This window comes from Kitasatospora sp. NPDC050463, assembly GCF_040655255.1.
Lineage (GTDB): Bacteria > Actinomycetota > Actinomycetes > Streptomycetales > Streptomycetaceae > Kitasatospora.
The window spans coordinates 34156-55600 of record NZ_JBFAJO010000040.1 but is presented as its reverse complement, the minus strand read 5'-3'; the positions used below and the strand labels follow the sequence as shown (position 1 = coordinate 55600).

The 21445-nt window shown below is 74.8% G+C and carries 18 protein-coding genes; 11 read left to right on the top strand and 7 right to left on the bottom strand.

All coding sequences use genetic code 11. The annotated features are described in order from the left end of the window. Positions 1-7 precede the first annotated feature (7 nt). Together AB0J08_RS24450 and AB0J08_RS24445 are read left to right on the top strand one after the other, a co-directional pair. On the top strand, positions 8-955 hold the full coding sequence (locus AB0J08_RS24450; protein ID WP_360638082.1) for an STM4011 family radical SAM protein: 948 nt from the start codon (positions 8-10) through the stop codon (positions 953-955). A gap of 114 nt (positions 956-1069) precedes the next feature. Further along, the gene (locus tag AB0J08_RS24445; RefSeq protein WP_360638079.1) at positions 1070-1456 is read left to right on the top strand and encodes a VOC family protein; all 387 of its coding nucleotides are present in this window, start codon (positions 1070-1072) and stop codon (positions 1454-1456) included. A gap of 261 nt (positions 1457-1717) precedes the next feature. Here AB0J08_RS24445 and AB0J08_RS24440 read toward each other — a convergent pair whose 3' ends face one another. Beyond that, positions 1718-2278 carry a MarR family transcriptional regulator gene (locus AB0J08_RS24440; protein WP_360638077.1) on the bottom strand — a complete coding sequence of 187 codons (561 nt, stop codon included), beginning with the start codon at positions 2276-2278 and terminating at the stop codon, positions 1718-1720. A gap of 133 nt (positions 2279-2411) precedes the next feature. On the opposite strand from AB0J08_RS24440, the gene AB0J08_RS24435 reads away from it, so the two are divergent. Beyond that, on the top strand, positions 2412-2822 hold the full coding sequence (locus AB0J08_RS24435) for an organic hydroperoxide resistance protein (RefSeq protein ID WP_360638074.1): 411 nt from the start codon (positions 2412-2414) through the stop codon (positions 2820-2822). A 58-nt stretch (positions 2823-2880) separates the two neighbouring features. Here the strand turns inward: AB0J08_RS24435 and AB0J08_RS24430 are convergent, their stop codons facing one another. After that, positions 2881-3252: an SHOCT domain-containing protein gene (locus AB0J08_RS24430; protein ID WP_360638072.1), complete on the bottom strand. Its 372-nt coding sequence runs from the start codon at positions 3250-3252 to the stop codon at positions 2881-2883. 153 nt (positions 3253-3405) lie between these two features. Between AB0J08_RS24430 and AB0J08_RS24425 the strand changes: the two genes are divergently transcribed. After that, positions 3406-3777, top strand: a complete 372-nt coding sequence (locus AB0J08_RS24425) for a hypothetical protein (protein WP_360638069.1) — start codon at positions 3406-3408, stop codon at positions 3775-3777. 110 nt (positions 3778-3887) lie between these two features. Here AB0J08_RS24425 and AB0J08_RS24420 read toward each other — a convergent pair whose 3' ends face one another. Then, positions 3888-4538 carry a beta-glucanase gene (locus tag AB0J08_RS24420; RefSeq protein WP_360638067.1) on the bottom strand — a complete coding sequence of 217 codons (651 nt, stop codon included), beginning with the start codon at positions 4536-4538 and terminating at the stop codon, positions 3888-3890. Positions 4539-4790: 252 nt separating this feature from the next. Then, the gene (locus tag AB0J08_RS24415) at positions 4791-5465 is read right to left on the bottom strand and encodes a CBS domain-containing protein (protein WP_360638064.1); all 675 of its coding nucleotides are present in this window, start codon (positions 5463-5465) and stop codon (positions 4791-4793) included. Positions 5466-6005: 540 nt separating this feature from the next. Here AB0J08_RS24415 and AB0J08_RS24410 point away from each other — a divergent pair. Both AB0J08_RS24410 and AB0J08_RS24405 read left to right on the top strand, forming a co-directional pair. Beyond that, positions 6006-7538 carry an SDR family oxidoreductase gene (locus tag AB0J08_RS24410; RefSeq protein WP_360638061.1) on the top strand — a complete coding sequence of 511 codons (1533 nt, stop codon included), beginning with the start codon at positions 6006-6008 and terminating at the stop codon, positions 7536-7538. Between the two features lie 61 nt (positions 7539-7599). Further along, positions 7600-9501, top strand: a complete 1902-nt coding sequence (locus AB0J08_RS24405) for a hypothetical protein (RefSeq protein WP_360638058.1) — start codon at positions 7600-7602, stop codon at positions 9499-9501. A gap of 129 nt (positions 9502-9630) precedes the next feature. Here the strand turns inward: AB0J08_RS24405 and AB0J08_RS24400 are convergent, their stop codons facing one another. Beyond that, positions 9631-10440 (bottom strand): arylmalonate decarboxylase, encoded by an 810-nt coding sequence (locus AB0J08_RS24400; RefSeq protein WP_360638055.1) that lies wholly within the window; start codon positions 10438-10440, stop codon positions 9631-9633. Between the two features lie 268 nt (positions 10441-10708). On the opposite strand from AB0J08_RS24400, the gene AB0J08_RS24395 reads away from it, so the two are divergent. Continuing rightward, positions 10709-12067 (top strand): NtaA/DmoA family FMN-dependent monooxygenase, encoded by a 1359-nt coding sequence (locus tag AB0J08_RS24395; RefSeq protein ID WP_360638052.1) that lies wholly within the window; start codon positions 10709-10711, stop codon positions 12065-12067. Then, the gene (locus AB0J08_RS24390) at positions 12064-13284 is read left to right on the top strand and encodes an LLM class flavin-dependent oxidoreductase (protein WP_360638049.1); all 1221 of its coding nucleotides are present in this window, start codon (positions 12064-12066) and stop codon (positions 13282-13284) included. Before AB0J08_RS24395 ends, AB0J08_RS24390 begins: the two co-directional genes overlap by 4 nt. Positions 13285-13362: 78 nt before the next feature. Here the strand turns inward: AB0J08_RS24390 and AB0J08_RS24385 are convergent, their stop codons facing one another. Beyond that, a complete protein-coding gene (locus AB0J08_RS24385; RefSeq protein ID WP_360638046.1) occupies positions 13363-16746 on the bottom strand; it encodes a BTAD domain-containing putative transcriptional regulator in 3384 nt (1127 codons plus the stop codon). Positions 16747-16912: 166 nt separating this feature from the next. On the opposite strand from AB0J08_RS24385, the gene AB0J08_RS24380 reads away from it, so the two are divergent. The 3 genes from AB0J08_RS24380 to AB0J08_RS24370 all read left to right on the top strand — a co-directional run bounded on the left by AB0J08_RS24380 (position 16913) and on the right by AB0J08_RS24370 (position 20196). Further along, complete coding sequence (locus AB0J08_RS24380) at positions 16913-17449, top strand: SDR family oxidoreductase (protein ID WP_360638043.1); 537 nt, start codon at positions 16913-16915, stop codon at positions 17447-17449. A 192-nt stretch (positions 17450-17641) separates the two neighbouring features. Continuing rightward, on the top strand, positions 17642-18886 hold the full coding sequence (locus AB0J08_RS24375; RefSeq protein ID WP_360638040.1) for an MFS transporter: 1245 nt from the start codon (positions 17642-17644) through the stop codon (positions 18884-18886). Between the two features lie 539 nt (positions 18887-19425). Next, the gene (locus AB0J08_RS24370) at positions 19426-20196 is read left to right on the top strand and encodes a response regulator transcription factor (protein ID WP_360638036.1); all 771 of its coding nucleotides are present in this window, start codon (positions 19426-19428) and stop codon (positions 20194-20196) included. Here the strand turns inward: AB0J08_RS24370 and AB0J08_RS24365 are convergent. Beyond that, entirely contained in the window at positions 20169-21356 is a 1188-nt protein-coding gene (locus AB0J08_RS24365; protein WP_360638034.1) for an FAD-dependent monooxygenase, read from the bottom strand. The two genes, AB0J08_RS24370 and AB0J08_RS24365, sit on opposite strands and share 28 nt — an antisense overlap. Between the last annotated feature and the right edge of the window lie 89 nt (positions 21357-21445).

Genomic DNA, 21445 nt, shown 5'->3' with positions numbered 1-21445 from the left:
CCTCGGTATGCCCACGCCCCGACCGGCCGCCGACGACGGCGGGCCCGACCCCGACCTCGCGCCCGCGCTCACGCCTGCTTCGCTGCCCGCGCCGGACGGTGGACTCGACCTGACCCTGCTCTACCGGGGCCCGCTGTCCTCCTGCGACTACGACTGCCCGTACTGTCCTTTCGCCAAGCGGCGTGACACACCCGAGCAGTTGCGCGCCGACCGCGCCGCGCTGGCCCGGTTCACCGACTGGGCCGGCGGGCGGGCCGGGACGGGCGACACCCTGTCCGTGCTCTTCACCCCCTGGGGCGAGGGTCTGGTCCGGTCCTGGTACCGGCGGGCGCTGGTCGGGCTGAGCCGGCTGCCGCACGTGCGCCGGGTGGCGATCCAGACCAACCTCAGCTGCCGCACCGACTGGCTGGCCGAGGCCGACCTCGACACCCTGGCGCTCTGGGTGACCTACCACCCCGGACAGGTCGGCTACGAGCGCTTCCTCGCCAAGTGCCGTGAGCTCGACGCGCTCGGTGTGCGGTACAGCGTCGGCGTGGTCGGCCGGCCCGAACACCTCGCGGAGGCCCGCCGGCTCCGCGCCGCGCTGAATCCCGCCGTCTACCTGTGGGTCAACGCCGCCGAGGGCCTCGCCTACACCGACGCCGAGGCCGCCGACTGGACGGCGCTGGACCAGTACTTCGGCTACAGCCGGCACGCCCACCCGAGTGGCGGCCGGCCCTGCCGGACCGGTGACTCCGTGCTCTCGGTGGACGGCGACGGGACCGTCCGCCGCTGCCACTTCGTCCGGGAGGAGCTCGGCAACCTCTACGACGGCTCGTACCGGCCCCGACTCCGCGGCCGGCCCTGCCCGTTGCCGGTCTGCGACTGTCACATCGGCTATGTGCACCTGGAGACGCTGCCGCTCTACGAGGTCTTCGCCGGAGGTGTCCTGGAGCGCGTGCCGCACGACTGGTGACACGGGGGCACGGCCCGGGGTAGCAGGCCGCCACCTGCCGTGCACGCCGGGCTCCGGGCGCCGCCAGCGCTGGGCAGATGAGCCCCGGCGTACCTAGCCTGGTAGGAGGAGGCGATGGCAATGCTTGGAGACGCACCACTGGTGGCCATCATCCCGGCAGCGGATCTGGCCCGGGCGAAGCGCTACTACACCGACACCCTCGGTCTGAAGCTCACCGACGAAAGCGAACAGGACGTCAGTTTCGAATGCGGCGGCACGGAGTTCGGCATGTACGAGACGCCGAGCGCCGGGCAGTCCGCGCACACCCTCGCCAGCTTCAAGGTCACCGACCTGGACGGCGAGATGGCGGCGCTGCGCGAACGCGGGGTCACGTTCGAGGAGTACGACCTGCCGGGCCTGAAGACGGTCAATGGCGTCGTCGAGGCCGAGGGCATGCGCGCGGCCTGGTTCAAGGACAGCGAAGGGAACATTCTCTGCTTGAACGAGCGGACCGCCAAGTAGCGCCCGTCCACCGCACCCCGCACTCCCCTGCGGCACTCGCACCGGCAGCCGGCAGCCCGGCAGCCCGGGATCACGGTCACGACCGACACGAGGGCCCGGGGAGTCGCGCGTACCCGCCGACCGCGTACCCGCCGACGACGACAGGCCCGCTACGACCTCCGCAGCGGGGCTGACGCCGCGTAACCACGCACGGAGGTGTCGTCCGACCACTGTGGCCGGACGGCACCGGCGTGAGGACGGCACCGGCGTGAGGACGGCGGGTCAGTCTTCGGCGCCGTCCGCCAGGACCGCCGAGTCCAGCGCGCCCGTGACTCGATCGAGCAGGACGCGCAGGGCGGCGAGGTCCTCGACCGGCAGGCCGGTGGCGGTCAGCAGTGTGCGCGGCACCTGGCCGGCACGGTCGCGCAGCTCGCGCCCGGCGTCGGTGAGGCTGACGGTGACGGAGCGCTCGTCCTCGGGGCTGCGTTCGCGGCGGACCAGCCCGGCCGCCTCCAGTCGCTTGAGCAACGGGGAGAGGGTGCCGGAGTCCAGGCGCAGGTGTTCGCCGATCCGCTTCACGGGCAGCTCGCCGTGCTCCCAGAGCACCAGCATGACCAGGTACTGGGGGTAGGTGAGGCCCAGGTCCTTGAGCAGAACGCGGTACACGCCGCCGAAGGCCCGCGAGGCGGCGTTCAGCGAGAAGCAGATCTGCTGGTCGAGGCGGAGCAGGTCCTCGTCGCGCAGCGGCTGCTCGCCGTGGAGCCGGTCCGCGTCCGTAGGGCCGGGGTGGGCGGCGGCGAGCGGTACGGCGTCGAGGGGAGCGGTCCCGGGGGGCGTGGCCATGACCCCATAGTACCGATCGTCCGCGCCATTCAGTTGTGCGCAATTGAATTGTGTGCTCTACTTGTCTCCAGAAGCGGCCCCCCGGCCGCCGGGAACAGAAGCACCACCGACGCAGGACGGAAGGGACCGGACCATGGACGCGCTCTACACCGCAGTGGCCACCGCGAACGGCCGAGAGGGCCGCGCTGTCAGCTCCGACGGACAGCTGGACCTGGCACTGGCGATGCCCCCCGCCCTCGGCGGCAGCGGTCAGGGCACCAACCCCGAGCAGCTGTTCGCAGCCGGCTACGCGGCCTGCTTCGCCAGCGCCCTGAGCCTGGTCGGCCGGCAGGCCCGCGTCGACACCAGCGAGGTCTCGGTCACAGCCGAGGTCTCGATCGGCAAGGACGGCGCTGGCTTCGGCCTCGCCGTGGTCCTGCGGGTCGAGCTGCCGGACTCCCTCGCCGGCGAGGGCGGCGAGCTGCTGGTCAAGCAGGCGCACGAGGTCTGCCCGTACTCCCGGGCCACCCGGGGCAACATCGTGGTGGAGCTCGTCGTCGAGTAGCACCACCCGCCTCCCGGCACCGGCAGGGCCCGCCGCGCGACCGGCGGGCCCTACGTCGTCATCCGCCGCCGGGCGGCTCCCCCGCGCCACCCCCACCCGGACCGCCTACGGCCCGGAGGACGTCCAACCTCCGGCGGTACTCCTCCTCGTCGATCTCGCCGCGCGCGAACCGCTCGGCGAGCAGGTGCTCCGCCGTCGGGGACACCGCCCGACGCGGCGGCCCCGCCGGTCCGGCCTCGACACCCGCCCCCCACGACGCCGGCGTCACCGGCCGCGGGCTCCGTGAGGTCCGGGAGAGATGGCGGACCAGAGCCACGGCCGCCAGGACCAGGACCACCAGGGCGACCAGCATCACGACCGCGAGCAGGCCGTAGCCCCAGCCGCCCAACAGGTGGCCGTGCCCGTGGCGCGGACCGTTCCAATGCCCCATCACGGCCTCCTCCTCCGGCCCGGCAGGGCCTCTCGAGGTGATCGGGCGCCTCACCACCATCGTGCGCCCCCAGGCAGCCCGGCGGGCCTGAGGATTGTCTGAGAAAACGCTCCTGGCACGTCGAACGGGCCCGTCGGGGTAGCGTTGCGGCCCATGGACCACCACCCGCCGGCCGACGACCGCGAGCGGCTGGTCGCGGCCGGGGTGCTCCGCCGCTACGAGGACAGGCAGCTGCATCCGGCCCTGCGCCATTCGCCGATCTTCTACGTCTCCACCCGACTCTGGGATGAGCTCACCGCGCTCGCCATCGCGCCGGACTCGGCCGCCGCGACCGCGCACGCGCTACTGGCCGCCATCGCCGCCGACGCGGTCGACGCCGCGCTCGCCCCCGGCAACGAACGCGCCCCGCGCGACGACCTGTATGTCACGCACCCCGCCTACATCGGCCCGCACCGCCGGGTGGTCTGGTTCCAGCGCACCGGCCCGCGCGGCCTGGTCACCGCAACGTTCCCGCCGGAGGCGTGAACGGGGCAGCGACCGGAGCAGCGGCCGAAGCGCCGAACCGCTGCCACCCGCGCCCGCCACCCGGCCCGTGCCGGCCGGCCGGCCCGCCCGCCGGAGCCCGGGACTCGTCGTCAGCGCTCGACCCGCAGACCGTGGCAGACCCAGCTCAGCCGGTCCGGCCCCGCCGCCGACGGCCGGTCGTGGTACGTGCCGTCCGCCACCGAGAGGTTGACGATCAGGTACGCGTGAAAGTCGGGCCCGACCCCGCGCCGGTCGGCGTGCACGAGCGTGTCGTCGACGAACCAGTCCACCGAGTGCGCGCCCAGCACCGTCCGCAGGTCGAAGGTCGCGCCCGGGGCTATCCCGGCGGCGGCGCCGTGCCAGTACAGGAAGCCGCCGCGGACGTGGTTCGAGATCTCCAGCAGGTCCGGGTGGTCGGGGTGGTACTCGAAGACGTCCACCTCGTTGCCGCCGTCCCGCCAGGTCCAGATGGCGGGCCAGGCCCCCATCTCGACGGGGAGGGTCACCCGCGCGGTGAGGACGTCGCCGGTGCGGACCTGGAACGCCTCCGGACTGCCCTCGGTGGTGAGCAGGCTGCACGTCCACAGGCCCCCGGCGTGCCGCCGGGTGGCGGTGAACACCCCGCCGGGGCAGTAGGCGCGGCTCAGGAAGTCGAGTTTGTGATCGCCCCGGTTGGTCGGCCCCATCCGGGGATAGGCACTGCTGCGGCCCGCCACCCACTGCCTGGTCGAAGTGAAGTCCGCGTCGAACACGACTGCCACGGCCGCCTCCCCGGAAACCCTGCGCGCCGGCGACCCAGTGCCGCCGTACACAAAGAGTGACTTACCCGATACCCTCCGCAGTATGCGAACCGGACGCTCCCGGTCCGCAGAGCCGGAGGCGGCGTGGCGTCGGCGTCGGCGTCGGCGTCGGCGTCGGCGTCGGCGTCGGCGTCGGCGTCGGCGTCGGCGTCGGCGTCGGCGTCAGTGTCGGTGTCAGTGTCGGCGAAAGCGCGCAGCGGGGCCGGGCGGCGGTCAGCCGACCACGGCGGGCGCGTCGCTGCTGCCGAGGCGGTCGGTGACCGAGACGACGCCGTCCACCGAGCGGCAGAGGTTCAGCACGATCGGGACGAGGTGCGGCGCCGGGACGCTGCCACTGAGCACCACCCGGCCCTGGTCGACCTCCACGCCGACCTCCGCCGGGCTCACGCCCTCGATCCGGCCGAGCACCTCCTCGACGATCTCGCGGCGGATCACCCGGTCCTCGCGCAGGAAGACGCGCAGCAAGTCGCCCCGGCTGACCATGGCGAACACCCGGCCGTCCTCGTCCAGCACCGGCAGCCGCTTCACCCCGTGCCGGCTCATCAGCCGGGCCGCCACGACCACGCTGGTGCCGGGCGTGGTGCAGACGGCCGGGCCGGTCATCAGGTCGGCGGCGGTGACGGCGCCTCCCGGACCGGTCCGGGTCAGCTCGGGCGGCGGCAGCAGGCTGCCCTGGTCCTCCTGGGCGGCCAGGGTGAGCAGCAGGTCGGCCTCGGAGACGATGCCCAGCGGCCGCCCGTCGGCGTCCACCACCGGTACTCCCGTGATGTCGTACTCGGCGAGCAGCGCCACGATCTCCCGGAACCCGGTCTCGGGCGCGATCCGCACCACGGGGCTGGTCATCACTGATTCGACGGTGGCATGCCGCACGCCGGTCACCTCGTCCACGAGCCGATGTCCGCCGGACGACCGTCGTCCGGCCGGGTATCTGGAGCATCACCCCGGTCCGGGCCCCGTGGCCAGGGGCCAAGAGGCTGACAACCCGGGACCGACGGCACTGCCGTCGAACGCTCCCCTCACAGCCTACGGCGCGACCCGGAGCAGGCCGGTGCGCGCGGCACCGGGGACAGCGCCCGGCGCCCGGCGCCCGGCGCCCGCGAGGTTGCCGCGTGGCTCCCCTGGCGGCGTGGCCGCGGGCCGGTCGAGTGAATGGGGGGGGAAACGGGCGTGCCTCCGCCGCAGGCCCGGGCCTCCGCCATACCCCGGACCTCCACCGGACGCCCGAACCGGTGCTGTGGCGGCCCGGACGTGAGGCGGCCAAGCTGGCGAAGGACGGCGGCCGAAACGCCCACGCCCCGGGGACCCGCGCCACCGCCGACATCGGGCCCGGCACCGGACCGGGACCGCCGGACCAGGTCCGCCGGGCCGGGACGTCCCCGGCGCCGCGGAGCCGGGCCCGCACCGCGTCCGACGCTCACTGGAGGAACCATGGCCGGACCGAGCACCCCCGACGCCCCGTTGCGCTGCCTGGTCACGGGCGCCACCGGCTACATCGGCGGCCGGCTCGTCCCCGAGCTGCTGGCCGCCGGGCACTCCGTCCGCTGCCTGGTCCGCGACCCGGGGCGGTTACGCGACCACCCCTGGCGGCCCGCGGTCGAGGCCACCGCCGGGGACGTCACCCGGCCCACCTCGCTGACCGGGGCGTTCGCCGGCATCGACGTCGCGTACTACCTGGTCCACTCGCTCGGCACCGGCCGTGACTTCGAGGCGACCGACCGGGCCGCCGCCCGCGCGTTCGGTGAGGCGGCGGCCCGGGAGGGCGTGCGCCGGATCGTCTACCTGGGCGGTCTCCACCCGGCCGGGGTGCCGGTCGCCGAACTGTCCCCCCACCTGCGGTCGCGCGTCGAGGTCGGCCGGCAGCTGAGGGCCGCCGGGGTGCCGACCGCCGAGCTACGGGCGGCAGTGATCATCGGATCCGGGTCGGCCTCGTTCGAGATGCTCCGCTACCTCACCGAGCGGCTGCCCGTGATGGTCACCCCGAGCTGGGTCGAAACCAGGATCCAGCCGATCGCCGTCCGGGACGTGCTGTACCGGCTCACCGCAGCGGCGCGGCTGCCGCCGGAGGTGGACCGGGCCTTCGACATCGGCGGGCCCGACGTCCTCACCTACCGCGCGATGATGGAGCGCTACGCCGCCGTCGCCGGGCTGCCGCGCCGCCTGATCGTGCCGGTGCCGGTGCTCACCCCCTGGCTCTCCAGCCACTGGGTGGGCCTGGTCACGCCCGTGCCCAACGCGCTCGCCCGGCCGCTGGTGGAGTCGCTGCGGCACGAGGTGGTCTGCGGCGAGCACGACCTCGCCCGGTACGTGCCCGACCCGCCGGGCGGTCCCACCGGCTTCGACGAGGCGGTGCGCCTGGCGCTGCGGCGGATCAGGGACGCCGAGGTGGTCACCCGCTGGTCCTCCGCCACCCTGCCCGGGGCCCCGAGCGACCCGCTGCCCACCGACCCGGACTGGGCCGGCGGCAGCCTCTACCAGGACGTCCGGGAGCGCCCCGTGGCCGCCCCGCCGGCGGCGCTCTGGCGGGTGGTGGAAGGCATCGGCGGCGAGAATGGCTGGTACTCGTTCCCGCTCGCCTGGGCGTTGCGCGGCCGGCTGGACCGGCTGGCGGGCGGCGTCGGACTGCGCCGGGGGCGGCGCGACCCGGCGCGGCTGCGGGTCGGCGACTCGCTGGACTTCTGGCGGGTGGAGGAGATCGAGCCCGGGCGGCTGCTGCGGCTGCGCGCCGAGATGCGGCTGCCCGGGCTGGCCTGGCTGGAGCTGTCCGTCACCCCGGACGGCCTCGGCGGCAGCCGCTACCGGCAGCGGGCACTGTTCCACCCGCACGGGCTGGCCGGGCACGCGTACTGGTGGTCGGTGGCGCCGTTCCACGCGGTCGTCTTCGGCGGGATGGCCCGCCGGATCACCGGGCGTGCCACCACCGGATCGCAGAACACCGCCCCGGACGGCGCAACCATCACATGATCGACTCGTTGGACCGTCCGCCGACACACGACACACGACACACGGTTCCGGGGAGGATTCGTTGGCAGGACGGATAGACGGCGGAGCACCGCCCCAGGGCGCGAGCGCGCGCCCCGTGGCCCGGGCCGAGGCGACGCTGGTGCGCCACTACCGCCGACTGGTCCGGCTCGCCTACCTCGCCCTACCGGGTGACCGGGACCGCCACAGCCGGGTGCTCGCCGCACACGCCGCCGTGCAGCGGGCCCTGCCGTCGCGCCGGACCAGGCTGGAGGAGCCGGCGGACGCCGGCGAGGACCCGCTCTACGCCGCCCTGCGCCTGCGGGTGCTGCGGGCCGCCCTGCAGCCGCGGCCCTCCGACCGGCTGCTGACGCCCCGGGTCTGGGGGCTGCGGCTGTTCACCCCCGGCGGCGGTGAACAGGACGCGGCGCTGGACCGGGAGCTGGGCGCCCTGGAGGCACCCGCCCGGTCGGCGTTCGCGCTGCTGACCGTGGAGGAACTGACGCCCGGGCAGGCAGCCGAGGTCCTGCGACGGGCCGGCGTGGCCGACCCCGACCGGGCCGTCGCCGAGGCCTCGCAGCTCTCCGCCGGCCCGGAGCCCGGCCTGCCGGCCTTCGACCCGTGTGCGGTGCGCGTCCAGCCGACCGACCTGCTGCGCCGTCGCCGGGCCTTCGGCGCCTCGCTCGCGGTGGCCGTACTCGCGCTCACCACCACGGCCGCCGTGCTGGGCGGCTCGGGCGCACCGGCGCCGGCGGGTGCGCCCACCGGGCCGCTCGCCGCCCCGCCCAGCGGCTCGGCAACCGACCCGGCCCGGCTGCTCCGGATGGCGCCGGACCGGTGGCAGCACACCGCCCGGGTCGACTTCTCGGCCTGGCCCGCCCGGGGCGACCGCCGCGACGACGCCGCCCTGCTCGGCCGGGCACTCGCCGCCTGGGCCCGCCCCGGCCCGCAGACCAGGGCCGAACCGGGCACCGGGACGACCCCGCCACAGGACCCGCCGCACCTGCTGTTCGCCGGTACGGTCGACGGCACGGCCGTGGTGGTGCTGTACGACGGCGGGCGGCTGGCCCGCTGGACCGACGGGCGCGGCGGCGGGCTGGACCTCGCCCGCGCCGACGACTCCTCCGTCACCACCGCCGGCGCGGTGGTGCTGCGCCGCCAGGGGACCACCGCCCGCTACCTTCTCGCCCCCTGGATCGAGGCGGCCGACACCCGGCGGATCGACCAACCGGACGCGCCCGCCAAGCCCTTGGACCGCGTGGACGGCGTGACGGCCGCGGTACCGGGCGGGGGCTCCCCCGGTTCGAGCTCCCCGGGCGCGCTCGCGAACTGCCAGGCAGCCACCGTGCTCCAGGTGCGCTCCTCCTCCACCATCGCGGAGAAGCACGCCTTCCTGCTGGCCGACCTCGGCGGGCTCGTCCCGGCCCATCTCAGCTACACGCCGCCCCCGGACCGCGCCCAGCCGGCCCGGGATCCCCGCGAGGCGGTCGGCCCGGACGCGCTGCTGGCCTGGGCGCGCGCCGCCTGCGCGGTGCCGGACGGCACCCCCGGTGTGAAGCAGCTCGACCTCTGGGCCTTCGCGGTGCAGCAGTTGCCGCAGAACGCGGGCGCGGCGGCCTGGGTCTGCCTGCGCGCCGACCGCTGGGACGGTGAGGGCAGCGCCGCGACGGCCGTGCTGCTGCCGAACGCCCGGGGCCCGCAGCGCACGGGCGGCGGGCCGGGCCGGGCGTGCAGCCGGTTCGAGCAGGACACGGTGGGCTGGACGTGGTGGCGGTCGCCGCAGGGCACGGAGTTCCTGCTGGCGGCGGGGAGCCGGCGGGTCACCCGGATCACCGCCAAGGGCCCCGACTGGACGGCCGACCGTCCCACGCCGGACCACACCCTGGCCGTCGAGCGGCCGACCCGGGCCACCGTCGCGCTGGAGGCGGTGCTGGACGGTGGCGCCCGGATCGCTCCGCTGCGGTGACGGCCCTGGTGTGACGGCTCTGGAGTGACGGCCCGGCCTCCCCGACCGCCACCCGGCCCCGGGCCGACCATGGCGCGGCCGACCCGGACGCGCCGGCCCGGACACGGCCGGCCAGGGGCGGACGACGCGTCAGGCCGCGTTCCGTCGCCGGTCAGGCCGCCGGACGGCCCCGTCCAGGCGCCGCAGCAGCGGATGCACCTCCCCGGAGAACCCGGCCCCCGTCCGCCGACCCGTCGCGCGCCACGCCCACCAGGCGGACGCCAGGTTCGAGGAGAGCAGCGGGCGGCCGCCGGTGTCCTCCCGCGCGAGCTCGCCGAGCGCGCCGAGCGTGCCCATACCGGTGCCGGTGAACAGCAGCGCGGAGCCGTCGGGGAGACGGCTCTCCCGCTGGTGGGCCCGTATTCGCTCCCTGATCCGGCCCGTGGTCACCTCGTACGGGTCGAAGTGGTCCGCACCGTCCGCCGTCCGCCCGGCCGGGACGAGGACGACGCCGTCCACCGTGAGCCCGGCGCGTTCCCAGAAGGCCCGGGAGGTGTCGGTGAGCCACGGCTGGTAGGGCGAGACGAGGGTCAGCCGGCTCACCCCGAGCGCCTCGCAGGCGGCCAGGATCGCCTGCGTCGAGGAGGTGACGGGAAAGCCCGAGCGGTTCGACATCTCCTCGCACAGGGCGAGGTCGCCCTCCGGGTCCAGCAGGTAGTGCGAGGCGCTGCAGGCCACCACGGCCGCGTCCAGCCGCATACCGCCGAAGCCGTCGAGGGTGTCGGGAAGGACCCGGTTGTAGGTCTCCAGCATCTCCCTGAGTTCCACCCCCGGGGTGATGGGGAAGCGGGAGGTGTACACGTGCATGGCCGCACCGATCAAGCGGTTGAACTCCGGTTCCGCCGTGGGGTTCTCGGGGGGGACGACGACTCCGAGTCTGGGCAGCGAGAAGAGATCCATGGCCGCACAGTAGGCCGAATGCCGCGACGGGGGACAGATCCGCCGACACGAAGAGACAGACCACTCACAGACGCTTTGCACGCCGTTCTCGTTGTTGACACTCCTTGACACTCCCCTACAGATCCCTGACCCGAATTCTCTTGTTTCCCACATTGGTTCGGTGAATTCTGGTGATCACAGCCGCCCCGTGGACCGGACCGCAGACGCATGCGTGGCCACCCGGCCGGCCTCCCCTGGGGCCGGCCCTTCCCCCGAAGGAGCAAGCTCCGTGCCCGCTGCCGCAGAACACGCCGGACGGAAGCAGGTGCACCTCGCCGTGCAACTGCCGGCCATCCACAATGTGACCGTCTGGACGGACCCCCGCTCGGAGAGCCAGATCGCGATCGACTCGTTCATCCGGCTCGCACGGACCGCGGAACGCGGCAAGTTCGACTTCTTCTTCCTGGCCGAGGGCCTGCGGCTGCGCGAACACAAGGGCCACGTCTACGACTTGGACGTGGTGGGCCGCCCGGAGAACCTGACGGTGCTGGCCGCCCTCGCCGCGGTCACCGACCGGCTCGGGCTCGCCGCCACCGTCAACACCACCTTCAACGAGCCCTACGAGGTGGCGCGCAGGCTGGCGAGCCTGGACCTGCTCAGCGGCGGGCGGGCGGCCTGGAACGTGGTCACCAGCTATGACGCCTTCACCGGGGAGAACTTCCGTCGCGGCGGCTTCCTCGCCGAGGCCGACCGCTATACCCGGGCCGCCGAATTCCTCCAGACCACACGCGAGTTGTGGGACAGCTGGGCCGAGGGCGACGTGCGCGCCGACGCCGCGGCCGGCGCGTTCGTGCGCCCCGGCGCCGGGACCTTCGCCCACCGGGGCACGCACTTCGACATCGCCGGCCGGTTCACCACCCCGCGCGGCCCGCAGGGCCACCCGGTGATCATCCAGGCCGGGGAGTCGGACGTGGGCCGGGAGTTCGCCGCGTCCGACGCCGAGGTCATCTTCAGCAAGTACAACCGGCCCGACGAGGCCCGCGCCTTCTACCGGGACGTGAAGGACCGGCTCGCCAAGTACGGCCGCAGCCCTGGTGACTTGAAGATCCTCCCCACCGCGACGGCCGTGGTGGCCGACACCGACGAGGAGGCCGCGGCCTACGCCGACGAGATCACCCGCGCCCAGGTGAGCCCGCAGACCGCGATCGCCCACCTGGAGGGCGTGTGGGGCCGGGACCTCTCCGGGTACGACCCGGACGGGCCGCTGCCCGATGTCGAGCCGGAGCCCGACGCCCTCCTGTTGAAGGGCCATTCGGTGTTCCGCAAGGGCCGCGAGGAGACCGCGCGACAGTGGCGCAAGCTTGCCGAGGAACGGAACCTGAGCATCCGCCAGCTGATGATCGAAGTCCACGGCGGACAGAACTTCGTCGGCAGCCCGCGCACCGTCGCCGACACCATCGACCACTTCGTGCAGAGCGACGCGGCCGACGGCTTCATCCTCGTCCCGCACCTGACACCCGACGGTCTGGACGACTTCGTGGACCGGGTGGTTCCGATCCTGCAGGAGAAGGGCGTGTTCCGCGAGGACTACACCGGGACGACGCTCCGCGACCACCTGGGCCTCGGCTCCCCGAAGGAGACATCGTGACCGCCGCACCGTCGAACTCCCCGCTGCACCTGGCCGTCGCCCTCGACGGCGCGGGCTGGCACCCGGCCGCCTGGCGGGCCCCGGACGCCCGGCCGTCGGAGCTGTTCACGCCCGCCTACTGGGCGGACCTGGCGACCGAGGCCGAGCGCGGCCTGCTCGACTTCGTCACCCTGGAGGACGGCCTCGGTCTGCAGTCCTCCCCCTTCCACCGTCCCGACGACCGCGCCGACCAGGTCCGGGGCAGCATCGACGCCGTCCTGCTGGCCGCCCTGCTCGCACCACTGACCGAGCGCATCGGCCTGGTGCCGACCACCAACGTCACCCACACCGAGCCGTTCCACCTCGCGATCGGCATCGCGACCCTCGACCACGCCGCCCGGGGCCGGGCGGGCTGGCGGCCGCAGATCGCCTCCCGCGCCTCCGACGCCGCCCACTTCGGCCGCCGCACCACACCGCAACTCACCGACGACGACATCCGCGACCCCGAGCTGATCGCCAAGCGGCTCCGCCCGCTCTTCGCGGAGGCCGCCGACGTCGTGGAGGTGGCCCGGCGGCTCTGGGACAGCTGGGAGGACGACGCGGAGATCCGGGACGCGGCGACAGGTCGCTTCATCGACCGTGACAAGCTGCACCACATCGACTTCGAGGGCCCGCACTTCAGCGTCCGGGGGCCGTCCATCACCCCGCGCCCGCCGCAGGGCCAGCCGCTGGTGGCGAGCCTGGCCCACGCCTCGACGCCGTACGAGTTCGCGGCCCGCGCCTGCGACCTCGTCTTCGTCACCCCGCACGACCGCCCCGGTGTCGAGCGGATCCTCGCCCAGGTCGACGACGCCGTCGCCGCCACCGGGCGCGACCTGGCGACGCGGCCGCTGAGGCGGTTCGCCGACCTGATCGTCCTGCTGGACGACAGCGCGGCCTCCGCCGCCGACCGCAAGGCCCGTCTGGACGACCTGGCCGGCGCCGAACTCGCCTCGGACGCGGCCGTCTTCACCGGCACCGCAGCCGGCCTGGCCGATCTGCTGCTCGACTGGCGACCTGCCGGTCTCGACGGCTTCCGGCTCCGCCCGGCGGCCCTGCCGCACGACCTCAACGCCATCACCCGTGCCCTGGTGCCCGAGCTGCAGCGCCGCGGCGCCTTCCGTACCGCCTACACGGCGACCACGCTGCGGGGGCACCTGGGGCTGGAGCGACCCGCGAACCGCTACGCGCGGGCCTGAGCAGGCCGGGCGCCCGTCCTTGCCCGGTCCGGGCGCCCGGCCACACCCGGACGACCTCCCCACCCGCTCACCACCGGCTCACCCCCCCCCGCTCCCGCCGTCGTCGGCCGCCGCCGCCCGCCAGCCGAGGGCCTCGCCCGCGCGGCGCAGCGCCCGGGCCGCGGTGAGCCGTCCGCCGAGTTCGAACGCCTCCGCGAAGGCGGCCGGCCCCAGGTCGGCCCGGGCCGCCGCCGCGATCCGGTCCGTATCGCCGCGCTCGGCCGGCGGCAGCGGCGCCCCCACGCCACGGCGTGCCGCGTCCGCCGCGCCGAGCAGCAGCGCCGCACACTCGGCGCCGGTCCGCCCGGCATGGCCCCGGCCGGCCACCACGGCCGCACCCGCGAGGCCCTCCAGGGAGAGGGCCAGCGCGCGCGGCTCGTCCAGGGAGCGGGCAACCGCCCAACCGCGCAGGTGGCGCTCGGCCGCCAGCTCGGCGTCGCCCCGGAGTTCGGCGACGAAGCCGAGTTCCGCGAGGAGCAGGTGGTCGCCCGCCTGCGAGGACACCTCGGCGTAGCCGTCGCGGATGTGCAGCAGGTGCGCCTCGGCGGCGGCCAGGTCGCCGGAGCGGCGCGCGCCGAGCGCAAGACCCATCTCGGAGTGGATCTCCCCGTACTTGTAGCCCTGTTCGGCCGCGATCCGGCGGGCCTGCTCGTGCAGGTCACGGCCCCGCTCCCAGTCGTGGGCCAGCAGGGCGAGCCGGCCGAGCCCGGACAGCCGGGCCGACACCTCGGCCTCCAGCCCCAACTCCCTGGCGATGTGCAGCCCTTCGCGCTGGCGGCGGGCCGCTTCCGCGTACTCCCCCTTGATCTCCGCCAGCGCGGCGAGCGGCGACACGGTCTGCAACTCACCCCAGCCGTCGCCCAGTTCGCGAAAGAGTGCCGCGCTGCGCAGGCCGTCGCGGCCGAGTCCGGCGAGGTCGCCGCGGACCAGTGCCAGGGTGGCCCGCAGACCGAGCGCGGCGGCCGTGCCCCACTGCTCGCCCTCCTCGGTGAAGACGGCGAGGGCGCGCGCGTTCAGCGCCTCGCCCTCGGCGGCCTCGCCCGCGCTGAACAGGCCGTAGGCACAGAGCCAGAGGGCACGGGCGCGGCGCACCGGATCAGGCACCGCACCGGCGGACGCGACGGTGCAGGCCAGCGCGTGCGCCTCCGCGCGGTCTCCGGTGAGGAGGGCGAACGCGCCGTGCAGGAGCGAGAGTTCGGAGGTGGGCCGGGGAGCGGTGGCGAGCGCCGCGGCCAGACTGCGGCGGCCCTCGGTGAGCCGGCCGCGCAGTAGCCACCACCAGGCCAGGGCGGTGGCGAGGCGGACCGCTTCGTCGCCCTCACCCTCCGGCGTCCGGCGCACCGCCTCGTCGAGGGCCGCCCGCAGGTTACCCGCCTCGGCGTCCAGCCGGGTGAGCCAGGAGCGCTGGTCCGCGCCGCGCAGCCGGAGCTCGGCGCGTTCGGCGAGGGCGAGGTAGTAGCGCAGATGACGGCCGCGCACGGCGTCGAGATCCGCCATCTCGTGCAGGCGTTCGGTGGCGTAGGCGGCGACGGACTCCAGGAGGCGGTAGCGGCGCCCGGTGGGCAGGTCCACGACGACCACGAGGGAGCGGTCGACCAGCCGCGTCACCAGGTCGAGGACCTCGTCGCGGGTCACGCCGTCACCCGCGCAGGTGGCTTCGGCGGCGTCCAGGTCGCAGCCGTCGCTGTGCACCGCCAGGCGGCGCAGCACGATGCGTTCGGGTGCGCTGAGCAGCTCCCAGCTCCAGTCGATCACGGCGCGCAGGGTCTGCTGGCGGGCGGGCGCGCCGCGTCGGCGGGAGCTCAGCAGGCGGAACCGGTCGCCCAGCCGGGCCGCCAGCCCCCTGACTCCCAGCGTGCGGACACGGGTGGCGGCGAGCTCCAGGGCGAGCGGGATGCCGTCGAGCCGGCGGCAGATCTCGGCGACGGCCTCGCGGTCGGCGAGGTCGCCCCGGTCCGGGTCCCGGGGGAAAGCGGGGTCATGGGCGGCGGCGCGCTCGCTGAACAGTCGCACGGCGTCATCGGGGTGCAGCGGCTCGACCAGGAACACGGCCTCGCCCGTCAGGCCCAGCGGCTCCTGGCTGGTGGCCAGTACCCGCAGGCCGGACGCGGTCCGCAGGAGCAGCTCGGCGAGTTCCGCCGCCGCGTCGACGACGTGCTCGCAGTTGTCCAGGACCAGCAGGGTACGGCGGTCCCGCAATGCCGCGGCGAGCCGGTGGGCCGGCGAGGCGGCGCCCGCCCCGCCGCCCGAGCCCGGCGGCGCGGCGGGGGCGTCGTCCCGGATGCCGAGCGTGGTGGCGACGACCTGGGCCAGGTCGGCGGCGGTGCCGCCGCGGACCCCGGCGAACTCCACCAGCCAGATCCCCTCGGGCCAGTCGCCGGCCGGGCCCCGCTCCGCGACCGCCGCGGCCGCCGCGACGGCCAGCCGGGTCTTGCCGACGCCGCCGGCGCCGGCGAGTGTCACCAGACGGTTGTCGTCCAGCAGCCCGGACACCCGGGTGACGGCCGGCTCGCGCCCGATGAGGCGGGTCAGCGGCACCGGCAGGTTCGAGTGCTCGCCGACGGGCGGGGCGGGGGCCGCACCGCCCCGCCCGGCGGGGTCGACGGGCTCGGCGGGACGCGCGGGTTCTACGGGACGCATAGGCTCCGCGGGCGCCGTCCGGGACAGCGGGGCGGCGAGGCCGTCCCCCAGGCCCGGGTCCTGGCTCAGGACGGCCCGGTGGAGGGCGGACAGAGCGGGAGCCGGGTCGACGCCCAGGTCCTCGGCGAGGCGGGAGCGGAGGTCCTCGAAGCTGGCGAGGGCCTCGCTCTGGCGGCCCGCGAGGTAGAGCGCGCGCATCTGGACGGCGCGCAGCCGCTCGCGCAGCGGGTGCCGGGCGACGAGGTCGGCGAGTTCACCGGCGAGGAGCGTGTGGTCACCCGCGAGCAGCCTCGCCTCGGCCTGGTCCTCCAGAACGGAGAGCCGCTGCTCGGCGAGACGACACGCCGCCGCTCGGACGAACTCCTCGTCGGCGAAGTCCGCGTACGCCGGCCCCCGCCACAGGCCGAGCGCCTCGGTGAGGAGCGCCGCCCGGGCGCGCGGGTCGCGGACGGTGCCGGCCTCGGCCACCAGGGCGCCGAAGCGGTCGGCGTCGACCTCGTGCGCACCGCCGTCCAGCCGCAGGCGGTAGCCCGCGGCCTGGCGCACCACGCGGTCCCGGCCGAGCACCCGGCGCAGCTGGGAGACCTTGCCCTGGAGCGCGCCCTCGGGCTTCCCGGGCGGTTCCTCGCCCCACAGGTCCTGGATCAGGCGGTCGGCGGAGACCGGGCCGCCGCCGTGGGCCAGCAGGTCCGCGAGGAGCGCCCGGACCTTGGCCTCGGGGACGGTGACCTCCTCGCCGTCGTCGCCCCACACCACGAGTGGTCCCAGTACCCCAAACCGCATGTCGGCCACCGTACCGCGCCCCGGCGGCGCCGGCCCGGCCCGGGGGATCTCCGACGGGCCGTCAGCCGGCCCTCAGCGAACCGTCAGCGGATCCGAAGCGTTCCGCAAGCGCCCTCGGGCACTGTCGGACCAGCGAGTCGCCGAGCGGTAGAAGGGGTGAACCGGGATGACCAGGTACGCGGGCCGTAGGGCCGTCGTCCTCGGCCAGGACACCGATATCGGCCTGGCCATCGCCAAACGGCTGGTGGAGGGTGGAGCGCTGGTCCTGCTGGCCGCCCGTACCGCCGAGGAACGCGCCCGGGCCAGGGCCGAGCTGGGCTCCACCGCCACCGTCGTCGAGAGCGCCGAGGACGGCGGTACCGGCATCGACGACACCGACCTGCTGTTCGCGGATGCCGTGGCCGGTGTCCGCCCGCTGCTGCCGTACCTCAGGGACGGCGGCGCGGTGGTGCTCACCGCGCCGGCTCCGTCCTCGGCCGCCGTACGCACGCTCGCCGCCGAACTGGTCTCGCGCGGCATCCGCGTCAACGCGGTGGCCCCGGCCTGTATCGAGGCGGCGCCAGCGGGCGCCGCCTCGCTGCCACCGCTCGGCCGGCTCGGCTCCGCCGAGGAGGTCGCCCGCGCCGCGCTCTTCCTGGCCACCGAGGCGACCTTCACGACCGGCGCCCGGCTCCCCGTCGACGGCGGCCTGGGCCACGCCTAGCCGGCTCGCCGTCGACCCGTTGCCCGTCCGCCCGTCCGCCCCATCGGCCCGGGTACCGGCCGGCTCGCCCTCGGCCCGTCCCCGGTCGGGTGGCGAACCCGGCCCACCGGAGCGGCCGGTCCCCCGGACGGAACACCGGCCACCCCTTCGCACCGCCCGTCCCTTCCCCCTGGAACACCCGGAGCACACCCCATGAGCACCTCACCCGACATCACCGACGCTCCCGGCTCGGAGACCCGCTCCTCGCCACCCGCGGCGGCGAGTGGCGAGGAACCGCAGAAGCTTCCGCTGCTCGCCCTGATCGCCCTCGCCACCGCCGTCTTCATCACCAGCCTCACCGAGACCCTGCCCGCCGGTCTGCTGCCCTCGATGAGCTCGGACCTGCGGGTGAGCGAGTCCGCGACCGGCCAGACGGTCACGATCTACGCCATCGGCACCGCCCTCACCGCGATCCCGCTGGCCTCGGCCACCGCCGGCTGGCGGCGCAAGCGCCTGCTGCTGACCGCCATGGCGGGCTTCGCCGTGGCCAACACCGTCACCGCGGTGTCCTCGGTCTACGGGCTGACGATGGTCGCGCGGTTCGTCGCGGGTGTCGCCGCCGGTCTGGCCTGGGCCCTGCTCGCGGGGTACGCACGCCGGATGGCTCCCGTGGCGCTCCAGGGCAAGGCGATCGCCATCGCCATGGCCGGCATCCCGGTCGCGCTCTCCCTCGGTGTCCCGGCCGGTACCTTCCTGGGCACCCAGACCGACTGGCGCGTGCCGTTCTTCGCGATGACCGGACTCACCGTCCTGCTGCTGCTGTGGATCTCCGCGACCGTGCCGGACTACCCGGGCCAACAGGCCGGCGAGCGGCCGAAGATGCTGCGGGCGCTGAGCGTGCCCGGCGTGACCCCGGTGCTGTTCGTGACGCTGGTCTTCGTCCTCGCGCACACCGTGCTGTACGCCTACATCGCCACCTTCCTCGACGACCACGGTCTGGGCGGCAGCACCGACCTGGTGCTGCTCGTGTTCGGCGGTGCCTCGCTCGCGAGCATCTGGATCGTCGGCTCGCAGATCCACGCCAAGCTGCGTTCGCTCACCGTCGCCAGCACGCTGCTCGTCGCCGTGGCGGCGCTGCTGCTCGCGGTGCTCGCCGACAACACGGCCCTGGTGTACGTCGCGTCCGCCCTGTGGGGCCTGGGCTGGGGCGGCATTCCGACCCTGCTCCAGACGGCGGTGGCCGACGCGGGCGGCGACCAGGCCGACGCGGCCCAGACGATGCTCGTGACGCTGTGGAACGTCGCGATGGCCGCCGGCGGCATCATCGGCGGTGTCCTGCTCGACGTGAGCGGCAGCGACTCCTTCCCCTGGACGGTGCTGCTCCTCCTGCTGCCGGTGCTCGTGGTGGTCCTGGTCGCCCGCGGCCACGGCTTCCCGGCCAAGCGCCCGACCGCGTAGGGCGACACGGGGCGGCGCGGGGCCGCTGCGTCGCGCTCCGACCGCCCCCCCTTGAACGGCCACCGAAGGCAACCTGTCCCCCGGGCCTTCGGTGGCCTCCCGCCGTTCTCCCCCGCCTCCTCGACCGTTCTCCCGGCCGTTCTCCCCATGCCTCCTGACCTCGTGTCATGCCCGCCGGAATCCGAACGGCACGGCAGATTTCACGAGTTGTTGACACGTGCGCCGGGGCGCCCCGCCCGGGCCTGCCCCCGCCCTACCGTCACCCGCCCCAGCAGCTCTCTGACCAGCGGCCGAAGGCCCGCGGACACTCCCCGGACCGTGCCGTGCCGCGCGCCCGGGCGGCCCGGCGGGATCCGTGGCGAGAGCGTTTCCGGATGATGTCTTCGCAGGTCGGAGCAGGAATCCGGCCGACCGGCTCCATCGCGTGACCATTTCGTTCGAAGCGGTACGTTGGCATTCGAACGGCGCCCGGGGCAGCGACCCGGGGGGCGAGCGGGGGTGGGTACGGAGGGGCGTGGCGTCCGGAGGAGGAGCTCGGAATGAGAAACGTACTCGTGGTGGAACGGGAGATCACCTCCGCCGAATCGATGGTGCGCGACCTGCGCCGGCAGGGCTTCCTGGCCCGCAGCGTCGGCACGGGAGCGCAGGCCCTGCGCACGTACCGCGAGGCCGATCTGGTGCTGCTCTCGCTGGAACTGCCCGACGTCGACGGCATCGAGGTGTGCCGGAGCCTGCGGACCGAGAGCGACGTCCCGCTGATCGCCTTCACCCGCCGCGACGACGAGCTGGAGCGGGTGCTCGCCCTGAAGGCGGGGGCCGACGACTGTGTCGCGCAGACCTGGGGCTTCCGGGAGATGGGGGCGCGCATCGACGCGGTGCTCCGCCGCTCCTCCCGCCGCGCCGGGCCGGCGACTCCCGAGGCCATCTCGCTGCTCCCGTTGCACATCGACCCGCGGACCCGCGAGGTCCGCCTGCGGGACCGGTTGATCGATGTGACGTCGAAGGAGTTCGAGCTGCTCTACGTGCTCGCGGCCAACTCCGGGACCGTGGTGTCGCGGAAGGAGCTGATGGCGAAGGTGTGGGGGAGCGACTGGGGGCAGGCCAGCCGCACCATCGACACGCATGTGAGCACCCTGCGGGCGAAGCTCGGCTGCAGTCGCTGGATCATCACCGTGCGCGGGATCGGCTATCGGATGGGGCACGCCGCGCGATCGCGGCATGCGCCGTCGACCGACCCGTCCGCCGACCTGTCCGCCACCTCGCACGACGGGCCGGTCGAGGCTCAGCGGGCGGCGAGCTCGGCCCGGTAGTCGGGCAGCACGAGGGTGCTGCTGACCTGCTTGCCCATCTCCAGCATCCGGTTCAGGATCCACCGCCGGCCCAGCAGGCCGTTGCGCAGCCGGAGTCCGGTCGCCGTGGCCGGGGCCAGGAACGGCCCGGTCCGGTCGCCGCCCTTCTGGCAGCCCTGGGCGTAGCCGCGCACGGCGTTCTCGTACCGGGTGAAGGCGGTGCGGTGGTCGCCCCGGGCGCGGGCGAGTTCGCCGGCCAGGACGTACGCGGCCACCACCGCGGTGCCGGTGCCCATACCGCCGATGGTGGCCCCGCAGGCGGCGTCCCCGACCAGGGCGATCCGGCCGGTGGACCAGGCGGGGACGTCCGCCCGGCTGATCGAGTCGAAGTACAGCTCCGGGGCTTCGCGCAGGCTCTCCAGCAGGCGCGGCACCTCCCAGCCGAGATCGGCGAAGGCGTCCGTGATCAGCGCCTTCTGCTGTTCCTGGTCGTGCCGGTCGTAGCGCAGTTCCGGTGCGGCGAAGAGGAGGAAAGCGCCGGCCCTGGAGCGGTCCCGGTGGTCCGCACCGACGGCGGCGAGCCGGCCCGGCACGTTGAGGCCGACCGAACCGGTGGGCAGGTCCAGGTAGTTGGGCAGCTGCCAGGTCGCGGCGTAGTAACCGAGATGGCGGACGTAGCGCTGCTCGGGGCCGAAGGCGAGCCGGCGGACGGTGGAGTGCAGTCCGTCCGCGCCGATCACCAGGTCGAACACCCGCGGGGCGCCGTGCCGGAACTCCACCCGGACGCCGGTCGGCGTCTCCTCCAGTGCGGTGACCGAGTCGCCGAAGACGTACTCGGTGGAGGGCAGGCTGTGCCGGTGGAGCAGCTGGGCCAGCTCACCGCGTGGCACCTCGATCTCGCCGCCGGCGAAGTCGGCCGGCAGGTCGAGCAGTCGGCGACCGCGCCGGTCGACGAAGCCCATCGGGCTGCCGCCGGTGTCGAGCCGGCGCAACTCGTCGAGCAGGCCCATCCGTTCCAGCACGGTCAGGTGGGTGTCACCCCGGAAGTCGACGGCCTGGCCGCCACCGCGCAGAGCCGGGGCCAGCTCGACGACGGTGGGCTCGAAGCCGTACCGCCCCAGCCAGTACGCCAAGGCGGGGCCGGCGATGCTCGCACCCGATATGAGGACCTTCGCACCCATGGGAACCACTCCGTCCAGGAGATCCGAAAACTGTGTCTGGCGGACACCGTTCGTTGCTGTGTACGGTAGACACAGTTGGGCCGGTTCGG

Coding starts and splice junctions, on each gene's coding strand:
- AB0J08_RS24385 (WP_360638046.1), bottom strand. CDS start 16,746: ATGCGGTTTGGGGTACTGGGACCACTCGTGGTGTGGGGCGACGACGGC.
- AB0J08_RS24450 (WP_360638082.1), top strand. CDS start 8: ATGCCCACGCCCCGACCGGCCGCCGACGACGGCGGGCCCGACCCCGAC.
- AB0J08_RS24365 (WP_360638034.1), bottom strand. CDS start 21,356: ATGGGTGCGAAGGTCCTCATATCGGGTGCGAGCATCGCCGGCCCCGCC.
- AB0J08_RS24445 (WP_360638079.1), top strand. CDS start 1,070: ATGGCAATGCTTGGAGACGCACCACTGGTGGCCATCATCCCGGCAGCG.
- AB0J08_RS24375 (WP_360638040.1), top strand. CDS start 17,642: ATGAGCACCTCACCCGACATCACCGACGCTCCCGGCTCGGAGACCCGC.
- AB0J08_RS24430 (WP_360638072.1), bottom strand. CDS start 3,252: ATGGGGCATTGGAACGGTCCGCGCCACGGGCACGGCCACCTGTTGGGC.
- AB0J08_RS24400 (WP_360638055.1), bottom strand. CDS start 10,440: ATGGATCTCTTCTCGCTGCCCAGACTCGGAGTCGTCGTCCCCCCCGAG.
- AB0J08_RS24440 (WP_360638077.1), bottom strand. CDS start 2,278: ATGGCCACGCCCCCCGGGACCGCTCCCCTCGACGCCGTACCGCTCGCC.
- AB0J08_RS24380 (WP_360638043.1), top strand. CDS start 16,913: ATGACCAGGTACGCGGGCCGTAGGGCCGTCGTCCTCGGCCAGGACACC.
- AB0J08_RS24410 (WP_360638061.1), top strand. CDS start 6,006: ATGGCCGGACCGAGCACCCCCGACGCCCCGTTGCGCTGCCTGGTCACG.
- AB0J08_RS24435 (WP_360638074.1), top strand. CDS start 2,412: ATGGACGCGCTCTACACCGCAGTGGCCACCGCGAACGGCCGAGAGGGC.
- AB0J08_RS24370 (WP_360638036.1), top strand. CDS start 19,426: ATGAGAAACGTACTCGTGGTGGAACGGGAGATCACCTCCGCCGAATCG.
- AB0J08_RS24425 (WP_360638069.1), top strand. CDS start 3,406: ATGGACCACCACCCGCCGGCCGACGACCGCGAGCGGCTGGTCGCGGCC.